The 3906-nt window shown below is 46.5% G+C and carries 5 protein-coding genes; all 5 read left to right on the top strand.

The features are described 5' to 3' along the window. The first annotated feature begins 607 nt into the window (after positions 1 to 607). The 5 genes from HNQ81_RS17160 to tsaA all read left to right on the top strand — a co-directional run bounded on the left by HNQ81_RS17160 (position 608) and on the right by tsaA (position 3748). Positions 608 to 1132, top strand: coding sequence for a gamma carbonic anhydrase family protein (locus HNQ81_RS17160; protein ID WP_183352637.1), 525 nt, complete (start codon positions 608 to 610; stop codon positions 1130 to 1132). A gap of 21 nt (positions 1133 to 1153) precedes the next feature. Then, positions 1154 to 1399 carry a DUF998 domain-containing protein gene (locus HNQ81_RS17155; protein ID WP_183352635.1) on the top strand — a complete coding sequence of 82 codons (246 nt, stop codon included), beginning with the start codon at positions 1154 to 1156 and terminating at the stop codon, positions 1397 to 1399. A gap of 12 nt (positions 1400 to 1411) precedes the next feature. Further along, complete coding sequence (locus HNQ81_RS17150) at positions 1412 to 1891, top strand: GNAT family N-acetyltransferase (RefSeq protein ID WP_183352633.1); 480 nt, start codon at positions 1412 to 1414, stop codon at positions 1889 to 1891. Positions 1892 to 1986: 95 nt separating this feature from the next. Beyond that, positions 1987 to 2796, top strand: coding sequence for a crotonase/enoyl-CoA hydratase family protein (locus tag HNQ81_RS17145; protein ID WP_183352631.1), 810 nt, complete (start codon positions 1987 to 1989; stop codon positions 2794 to 2796). Between the two features lie 475 nt (positions 2797 to 3271). Beyond that, positions 3272 to 3748: a tRNA (N6-threonylcarbamoyladenosine(37)-N6)-methyltransferase TrmO gene (gene tsaA, locus HNQ81_RS17140; protein ID WP_183352629.1), complete on the top strand. Its 477-nt coding sequence runs from the start codon at positions 3272 to 3274 to the stop codon at positions 3746 to 3748. Positions 3749 to 3906: the final 158 nt, after the last annotated feature.

The following is a 3906-nucleotide window of genomic DNA, read 5'->3' as shown; positions in this document are numbered from 1 at the left end:
AATGTTCATAGTGAAGCTCCTCCATGATAAAAGGTGGTCCCACTATGACAGCTCAGTGCAGGGAAAAACAGATGCGGTTATTTTGACGGATACGAAATAGCCACGCAGTGGGTCCACGACAATCCCGAACTCGTCAACAAGTGGATCGAATAGATCGGAATCGTTCGAATCCTGAGAACCGCGCGCCGGGATTGGTTGCCGCCAACGACTTTTCCCGGAACAACACTGGAAAGTGTTTAACAGTCACATCCGACTGTTACACCATTTTTTGTTGGTTTTTTTTCGATCTGCCTGCGATGCACACTTATTGACAAAGCGCGGACGACGTGACTATAAAGTCACCCATCATTTCACCCAAAATTGCACCCAAAATAAAAGAGAAGGATCAAGTCGGGGAATATCTACGAAACAAGACTTGTCTGGAGCCGGCACGCTTTATTGAAAGACATACCATAAGACACTGTTAATCGGGTAATGTGGAGGTCTTTTCCTTCCCCCACCACCCTGCAAAGAGTGTTATGCGGAAACTTTCATCGACCTTGTTACATTCGTGGTATCATGCAATCAATGAATGTATCGAAACTGTATTTTTGCGAGAAGGTTTGACATGCTTTACAAATTTGACGGCAAGCAGCCAATTATAGAAACTGACACTTATGTTAGCGAATTGGCAAGCATTATCGGCGATGTAGTTATCGGTCACAATTGCTATATTGGGCACGGTGTTATCTTACGGGGGGACTATGGCAGAATTGAAATCGGTGACGGCACAGCAGTGGAGGAAGGAGTCATTGTTCACGCACCGCCTGGCGATACAAACCAGATCGGGAACAAAGTCACGATAGGTCACGGTGCCGTTATCCATGGGAAAAGAATTGGCAATCATGCAGTGATCGGCATGGGTGCTGTACTGAGCATCTGGTCTGAAATCGGAGAGTGGGCGATTGTGGCAGAAGGCGGGGTAGTAAAAATGCGACAGATAATTCCTCCAAAAGTGGTTGCTGCGGGCAATCCAGTAAAGATCGTCAGAGAAATACGCTCAAAAGACGAAGAATTATGGCTTCGGGGTAAACAGCGCTATATCGATCTTGCCAAAAAATATCTGGATGAGGGCATGGAACCGGTGAAATAAGGGAACTTCAGGACGTTCGTAATGATGCGACGGATCTTGCTGCTCTGCGGCGTCGCCTTTCCCCTTTTGTACGCCGTGGCCGACGCCCTGGTGGGTACGCAGTGGCCGGACGGCAGCTTCCGAGATCAAATGATCAGCGAGCTTGGCGCGATCGGGTCTCCCTCGAGACCTCTGTTTTCGATTTTCCTGGTTGTCGTCTATCTGTTTATGGTCGCGTTCGGTGCGGGAGCCTGGCAGTCTGCCGGAGACAGACACAGAACGTTGTGAGATAAATTATTAATGGAAATAGTTGTAAACAACCCATCTCCTGGTGATATTGGCTGGCTGATATCAATACATGGAAAGCTTTACGCTGAACAATTCAACTTTGACTCAAATTTCGAAATAGCTATTGCAAAGAAAGTTCTCACTTTTCTAGAAGCGCCACATACATTCAACAGATTATGGATAGCATCCACCGACAATAAACGTGTTGGATCCATAGCGGTTTCATTACAACATGATCAAACTGCATTTGTAAATTTTCTTTTAGTTAAAACTCAATACAGAGGCTATGAAATAGCCAGAAAACTGTTGGATAAGGTTATTTCTCATTCTAAAGATAATGACCTCGAAACACTACGTTTGGAAACTTATAGCTGTTTAGAGAGCGCTCGCAAATTGTATAGTAAATATGGTTTTGAAATTTATAAGAAGAACGAGGCTGTACAAAAATACGGGCGAACGTTTCAACAAGAATTCCGGAAAAAAACATTATAGGTATTACGCACAACCGCTACCTGCACCCGGTCTCCGCAACCAGCCCGGATCCGGTGAATTGTGACGTTAGCCCGCTTCAACCAAAGGAGATCAGAATGAACTTCGAGACATTAGCCATCAGTGAAACGGATGGAGTCGTCCATATTGAATTAAATCGAGCGGATAAGGCGAACGCGATGAACGGGCCGATGTGGAAGGACTTGAGATCGGCTTTCGCCTGGTTAAGCACCAGCCGCGCGCGTGTCGGGGTGCTGAGCGGCCAAGGCAAGCATTTCACGGCCGGAATCGACCTGGATATGCTCACGGAAATCAGATCTGAGATTGCCGGCATGTCCGAAGGCAGGAGACAGGAACGTTTGCGCGAAATGATCGTCGAACTTCAAGAGACTATAAGCGCCGCGGAATCGTGCAGAAAGCCGATTCTTGCCGCAATACATGGCGCGTGCATGGGGGCGGGGATCGACCTGGCAACGGCCTGCGACATGCGATATGCCACCGAAGACGCGAGGTTTTCGGTAAAAGAGGTGGACCTGGCGATCGTAGCGGATGTCGGTACGCTCCAGCGGCTTCCAAGGATCATAGGCGAAGGACTCGCACGGGAACTTGCATTTACAGGCAGAAATTTCGACGGCAAAGCAGCCCATGATATGAAGCTTGTGAACCAGGTCTTTTCGGACAAGGATAGCCTTATGACAGCAGCCCTGAAAACAGCCGCCGAGATTGCGAGCAAGTCACCGCTGACAATTCGCGGCATCAAGGACACGCTGAACTACAGCCGGGATCACTCGGTTGCGGAAGGCCTTTCGTATGTCTCGGCCAAGAATGCAGCCATACTGTTTTCTGCCGACCTCGCCGAGGCGATGTCGGCAGCGCAACAGAAGCGCACAGGGCGATTTGAGGATTGAGCCGCCTGACTCATGGGCGGTTGCCGACTCCTGGCGTTAGTATTGAAAGAGAAATCTTTCCATTATCACTAAATATTTATAAGCTTTGGTGCAAAGACTTGTATTGTATGCAAAGAGTATGAATTGACCGAGTGAAAGGTTCCCAATTGAGCAGGGACATCCAAGGAAGCTCGTGGCATAGATGTATATTCCACGGCAACAAGTAATGGGCTCGCTATCAATCATCTTACATCAAAAGAAGAAAAACGAATTGTTATGATTTACTGCTAATTGCAGTAAAACTTTGGTTGATCGGGCAAGAGGGAGTTTTCTCTTTCCCCTCCTCACCCTGCCCGGAATGCGGGTTCGCACATGGCGTTTCGTTGACGTCACCAGGCCGTAACCAGGCAGCCAACCCCACGCAAACCATTTCAACTGACGTGCTGAAGATCGCCGGTTAGCTAACATTCAGCAGCAACAAAATCGAGAGTTACAAATGCATACTATAGATCCAATAGGAGTAATACTTTCACCTCATAAATCAATTGAAGATATGCCTATTCAACCAAAAGGCGCATCAGAATTTGAAGGGCAAGTAATTGTGAATGAAAAATACATTGATGGACTACACGATCTTGATGGTTTCAGCCATATTTATCTGCTGTATAGCTTTCATAAGGCCTCACGAACCGAGATGATTGTAACTCCGTTTATGGACAAGACAAAAAGAGGCGTATTCGCCACACGTTCTCCGTTACGGCCTAATCATATTGGCATATCCATTGTCAATCTATTAAAAGTCGAAAGAAACATAGTTTTTGTAAAGGGAATTGATGTCCTTGATGGGACTCCATTGTTGGATATCAAGCCATATATCGAACAGTTTGATGTCGTACATAATAGTGTTTCCGGGTGGCTTCAGGCGAGTGATGAAGAAATTAGAAACAAACGTTCTGATGAAAGATTCAGGTAATATACAATCAGAAAAAGAACAAAAAAACTGGAACCCAAATCGCTGATAATTGACCGAAAAAAAATTCTGATTACCATCGAACTTCAGCCAGCTTGAGCAGGCGCTGCGGGACCGGCTGAGTTTGTAAGGCTATATAGGTTAACCGATCAACCATTGTA

It is taken from the genome of Desulfoprunum benzoelyticum, from assembly GCF_014201505.1.
In the GTDB taxonomy this organism is placed as follows: Bacteria; Desulfobacterota; Desulfobulbia; order Desulfobulbales; family Desulfocapsaceae; genus Desulfoprunum; species Desulfoprunum benzoelyticum.
This window is presented reverse-complemented; position numbering and strand designations above follow the sequence as displayed.

Bases quoted from the DNA above. Each gene is read 5' to 3' on its own strand.
- HNQ81_RS17160 (WP_183352637.1), top strand. From the start codon at position 608: ATGCTTTACAAATTTGACGGCAAGCAGCCAATTATAGAAACTGACACT.
- HNQ81_RS17155 (WP_183352635.1), top strand. From the start codon at position 1,154: ATGATGCGACGGATCTTGCTGCTCTGCGGCGTCGCCTTTCCCCTTTTG.
- HNQ81_RS17150 (WP_183352633.1), top strand. From the start codon at position 1,412: ATGGAAATAGTTGTAAACAACCCATCTCCTGGTGATATTGGCTGGCTG.
- HNQ81_RS17145 (WP_183352631.1), top strand. From the start codon at position 1,987: ATGAACTTCGAGACATTAGCCATCAGTGAAACGGATGGAGTCGTCCAT.
- tsaA (WP_183352629.1), top strand. From the start codon at position 3,272: ATGCATACTATAGATCCAATAGGAGTAATACTTTCACCTCATAAATCA.